Annotated in this window: 5 protein-coding genes; all 5 read right to left on the bottom strand. The window is 43.9% G+C overall.

All coding sequences use genetic code 11. The features are described 5' to 3' along the window. Window positions 1-409: PQQ-binding-like beta-propeller repeat protein (locus tag LBQ60_07585; protein ID MDR2037768.1), on the bottom strand; the 409-nt coding region annotated here is incomplete at its 3' end. Between the two features lie 83 nt (window positions 410-492). Next, a complete protein-coding gene (locus LBQ60_07580; protein MDR2037767.1) occupies window positions 493-1,509 on the bottom strand; it encodes a hypothetical protein in 1,017 nt (338 codons plus the stop codon). 31 nt (window positions 1,510-1,540) lie between these two features. Next, window positions 1,541-2,452: a DUF5711 family protein gene (locus tag LBQ60_07575; GenBank protein ID MDR2037766.1), complete on the bottom strand. Its 912-nt coding sequence runs from the start codon at window positions 2,450-2,452 to the stop codon at window positions 1,541-1,543. A gap of 260 nt (window positions 2,453-2,712) precedes the next feature. Then, the gene (locus LBQ60_07570; protein ID MDR2037765.1) at window positions 2,713-4,134 is read right to left on the bottom strand and encodes a PQQ-like beta-propeller repeat protein; all 1,422 of its coding nucleotides are present in this window, start codon (window positions 4,132-4,134) and stop codon (window positions 2,713-2,715) included. Between the two features lie 105 nt (window positions 4,135-4,239). Continuing rightward, window positions 4,240-5,455, bottom strand: a 1,216-nt coding sequence (locus tag LBQ60_07565; protein ID MDR2037764.1) for a PQQ-binding-like beta-propeller repeat protein, incomplete at its 5' end; no start/stop codon positions are given.

Below are 5,455 nucleotides of genomic sequence, written 5' to 3'. Positions count from 1 at the left end.
CGCTGAAAACCGCAAAAACGGTGTTGCCGTCCGTAACCGGTGTTGGTGTTGCATAAGAGTTCATCTCATGTTTGTGTTGTTGTGGTTTTTGTGTAAACACGATTTTGTCCCAAAGGATTTTACCGGTTCTTGTATTTACAGCAATAACATGGCAATTTTTACCATCTTCTGTCGTCGTGGTAAGGAAAACATGATCATTCCAAACAATCGGTGAAGACCAGGCTTCACCCGGAATATTCGTTTTCCAGGCAATATTTTCCTCAGCGCTCCAACGCACCGGAAGATCTTTCGCATTGGAAATACCCTGGCCATTAGGGCCTCGGAACCGGGGCCAGTTTTCCTGTTCCTGAGCAGAAACCGTAACAAATACGAAAACACAACAAACACAAAGAAGAATCTTATTTTTCATGATATGTTTTAATTTAAAATTCAAGATTTAAAATTCAAAGTTCAAAATTCGGAATCTTAAATCCGGAATTTTGAATCTTAAATTTATATTATTCCTTTACGTAGTGGACAATTGACAGCACAACCGGAACAGGCCGTTGATGCTGCCAGAGTCTTGTCATACTGAAAGGTGGATATTATTTTTTTTCCGGCTACAAATATTTTATCATCCAGTACCTTAATATTATAGGCTACGGTTCCTCCGCCAAGTGCGTTATGATCGAGAAGAACACTACGGAACTGTCCGTCACTGCCGTAACAACTGATCCGGGGATTCCCTTTTTCAGAGGTGATGATCTCCCCGGTAGGCGTATGGGTCAGATACACGGGATTGCAACATCCGCAGAACAAACCGGCTGCTCCGCCTGCCTTTCCGAAAGCTCCTAAATATTCTCCGTCCAGCGAATATTTTTCTATCTGATGCCTTCCTGAATTCGAACAATGTATGATTCCATCGGTATAGGTCACTCCGAAAGAATAGCTGGGGATGACAAAACCATTGGGACTGTTGATGAATTTCACGAAGTTGCCTTCATTTGTGTATTTACAGATATTCTTATTCGCTGCATCGCTTACAAATACCGAACCGGGGGCAAGGGCAAACGAACAGTAATCAGACTGATCGCTGCATGCTTCCCAGTCGCGTACCCACTCACCGTCGGCGCTATATACTTCGATGCGGGTCGGGAACAAAAGATAAATCATATCACCTTCAACAGCAATATCCCTGACATGGCTGCCAACGGCAAAATTATTCAGGAGCCTGCCTGAATGGTCGTAGATAAAAATATTGTTTGCTGCAGCAACAACCAGTTTATCACCAATCAATTCAAAGCTTTCGACCCATTCGGGAATACCGAAGGAAGAAACCAGCCTATAAGGTGACTGCGAATTATTACTTTTCATTTGTAAAGAGCCTGATTCTATTGGACCATCTTGCCCGGGACGAATGAAAGTCCTGTACAGAAGGGCTCCCGAAATGCCGAGTATACTTCCTCCCGCAACAACGGAACCAACGGTACGTATAAATTGCTTGCGGGAGATATCTTTTTCTGAATTCATTGATATAAATTTAAAATTCAAAGTTCAAAATTTAAGATTTTTCATAAACGACTATTTTATTTTTTCCTGCAATAAAAAGCCGGTTTCCGGCGGTTTGAACCTTATAGGCTTCGCTGCCACCACCCAATAAGCGGCTGTTGAGCAGGACTTCTTTAAATTTTCCGTTACTTTCGTAGGAACTGATTCTCGGATTGCCTTTTTCGGAGGTGATCAATTCTCCATCGGATGTGAATGATATATATGACGGATTACAGCATCCGGCAAAAAATCCGGCTTCGCCGCCCGGCCCTCCGAAAGCTGATATAAACTTGCCATCCAACGTATAGGTTTCGATCAGATGCCTGCCCGAATTCACGCAAAACACGGTATCATTACGGGTTTCGATATCGAAAGAATAACTGGGAATAATAAAGCCCACGGGGCTACTGATGAACTTCACGAAGTTACCTTCATTCGTGTATTTACAGATATTTTTATTCGCTGCATCGGTTACAAATATGTAATCACCGGCAAGAGTGAACGAACAATAATCAGACAGGTCGCTACATGCTTCCCACCCGTGTGTTTTTTCGCCTTCGTATGAATATACCTCTATTTCCGTAGGATATAACAAGTATATGTTATCTCCGGTAACGGTAATATCCCTTACTTCCGGTTTGACCGGGAACCGTCCCACTTGTTTACCTGACGTATCATAGATATATACCGATTGTCCGGCCGAAATAAATAACTGATCATTATGGAACTCAAAACGGCTGACATCTTCGGGCAGGTCAAAGGAAGCGATACGTTCATAAGGACTGGTAAAAGGTTCGTTTGTTCCGGTACCGACATTAACCGTAGATGATTCTTCCTTGCCGGCAGAGGATATCATATACCATACAAAGCCCGCGATAAGAAGGAATATGATGAGATTGAGTATTATTTGAAGACCTTTTTTCATGCTTATAAATTTAAAATTTCGAATTCAAAATTTAAAATTTTATTTTCACCTAATATCATTTAGTTCAAAGAGTAAAACCAACAGAACTTGGATATTAGTTGCTTCAAGGCTTTCAGCCTTACGAAACATATGTCTCCAACTTCCATAGGGCATTGCCCTGTGCTGATGCTTGCGGAGCTTCGCCCCTTGTCTGCAACTGATAATTGAGTACTGAAATATCATACACTTAAAAACATCAATCTTGAATCTTGAATCTTGAATTAAATAATTTTTAAACATTTAACCGCATGTGCATCCCGGACGATCAACATTCCGTCGGCATAGGCTAACGGCCCCCAGGCATCGGCTCCGTCCATGATCCGTTGCTTTTTCAGCAAATTCATGCTTTTAGGGAGAATTTCATATACGTATAATTCACCATCATCCTTGAATACGAACAGGTATTTGTTGATGACGATATAAGGACCTAATCCGAACCGCTGATCGGAGGCCGATACCCATACGGGCATATTCAGGTTGGAAGGGGAATAATATACCAGCCTTTCGCGGTTTCCTCCGCCATCCTTGGGCATCACACTGATGAGCATGTCGTTGTACAGGATAGGAGTTTGCTGTTCGCTGGCTAAGCCTGCATTCGGCTTATGCTGTTCTGTAATCGACGCTGTCCATTGTGAACCCGACCTGTTGACCTGCAATCTGGCGCCTCCACTTCCATATCCGGCTACCAGGAAAACCTGGCTGGAAGACAACTGCAAGGGAGAAGGAGCAACTACCGAAGGTTGCCATGTTCCGGTTTCCCACAAAAGCGTTCCCCGGTCGCTTTTTTCGGCTGATATGCCACAGACCCCGCCAACACCGATATATACGTACGTTTTCTTTCCGTGCAACGTCATCGGCATTACGGAAGAGTGCGACATTTTATAATTCAGCGTATTGGGTGTTGTCCATACGATTTCGCCAGAACGACAATCTATACCGGCCAGCAACACTTCTTCACCGGCAGGGGCCAGAACCAGGATGTCTTCATCCACATAGGGGCATTGGCCTGTATACCAAAAAGGTACTTCAGTGGCAAACTGTTTCTGCATATCCAGTGACCATTTCATTTCTCCCGTAACGGGATCACAACACATCACATGTCCCTCGGGACCAATGGTGATGATATAATCGTCGCTGATAGCGGGAACAGTACGGGAAAAACCGTGATTCCGCTTGATCGGTACACGGTACCATCTTCGCCAGAGTTCTGTTCCCGATTCGAGATCAAAGCAACGCAGGGCATCGGAACTCAGCTGTTCGTTATAGTCCAGAAAATAAACCCGGCCGTTGTATATTACAGGAGCGGCATGACCTTCACCTGTTTCTACACTCCACAAAACGGGATATTCGTCGGAAGAGGTTTTGATCTGTTCGGATGTGGTGATGATGTTACTAGAGTTTTCACCCCGGAAATGCGTCCATTTACCGGTAAGGGTAGGTGAAACTTCTTCGTACTTCATGAAGAATTCGCCGATCAACACATCACTCGCGCTACGGGTCTGACCTTCCGGACGATTATCCGCCCCCGGGGCCTGTATTTCAAAGTTCCTTTCGGGGGTATATAACTGCCAGCCAACAATAATACCAACATAGATCAGTATTACTGAAACGGTTACGGCTGTTATGATTTTCTTTTCTTTCACTTTTTTAAATTTAAGATTACCTTCGGTGAGCCCTTCGGGGTTCAAAGTTCAAGATTTAAGATTTTGGGGTTGTAGAATTTTGAATTTTGAATGCGAAATCTTGAACTACTTAACGGCGTATGCCATCAAGGTATCTCCATGCCGGACATACATTACGCCCTGGTATATTACGGGATGCGCCCAATGCTGTTCGGTTCCCAGCGTAATCGGGTATTTGCTGACCATATCGAATTTTTCAGATGTGGGATTTACCAATGCCATTTCCCCCTTGTCGGAATAGCAATACAACATGTTATCGGCAGAAATAACGGCCCCCACGGCAATGGAATTGTCCTTATACTTCTGTTCTCCTGTTTTCCAGTCGAGACAATACCAGTATTTATTATGGTCGCCCGATCCGTATACATAATTACCGAGTTTCACCGCACCGCCGATCTTCGAATCGAATTCCTTGCTTTCCCAAACCTTTTCAACATTGCGTCCTCCATCGATCAGGCGCAACATAACGGAACCTTTTCCGTAGCCGAATACGCACAACAGCATATTATCGCTATATAAAGGTGTATTAGGATGAATATTACGCATGTTATTATAAGCAAACGACCAGAGTTTTTTACCTGTTTCTGAATCAACGCCAAGGATATGTTTGGCGGTTATGGTAACAATCTGGGGAATCTGCTGGTCGGAAACATACAAAGGAGAACAATAGGCAGATAAGTCGCCTTCTCCTGCACAGGCCCAGATCAGATTACCTGTATTCTTATTCAATGCCACCACATTATTATCTTTTCCACCGGGGGTTATGATCACCTTGTCGCCTATAATCAACGGAGATTCATTCACTCCCCACCGGAGGTTCGAACCCTGGAATTCATCAATGACATTTTTCTGCCAAAGGATATTGAGGTTGTTTTCATCGAAACAGACCAGATTACCCGTTCCGCTATATATGTAAAGTTTTCCGTTGTCGATAGTTGCGGTTCCCCGTGCTCCGTTGTAGCTGGTAGTCCATTCCGTTCCGTATGCCTTTTTATTCAATAGTTTACCGTCCATATCGAAAACAAAAAGATGTCCTTCCCCATCGGTGAGGCCTGTAATATAAACCTTATCGTTTGCAATAGCTACAGAGGAGTGTCCTTCACCCAGGCCGGTGTAATGCCAGAGCATGGTGGGTCCGTCGGCAGGCCAGGATTTCATTAATCCTGTTTCCTTGTAGATACCCGTGCGGTCGGTTCCACGCCATTGGATGATATCCTGTGCGGAAAGACTTACCGATGCAGTTAATGCGAACAAAACGAATAATTTTTTCATCTGTTTATAA

It is taken from the genome of Bacteroidales bacterium (assembly GCA_031275285.1).
GTDB lineage: Bacteria > Bacteroidota > Bacteroidia > Bacteroidales > UBA4181 > JAIRLS01.
This window is presented reverse-complemented; position numbering and strand designations above follow the sequence as displayed.

Coding starts and splice junctions, on each gene's coding strand:
- LBQ60_07575 (MDR2037766.1), bottom strand. CDS start 2,452: ATGAAAAAAGGTCTTCAAATAATACTCAATCTCATCATATTCCTTCTT.
- LBQ60_07580 (MDR2037767.1), bottom strand. CDS start 1,509: ATGAATTCAGAAAAAGATATCTCCCGCAAGCAATTTATACGTACCGTT.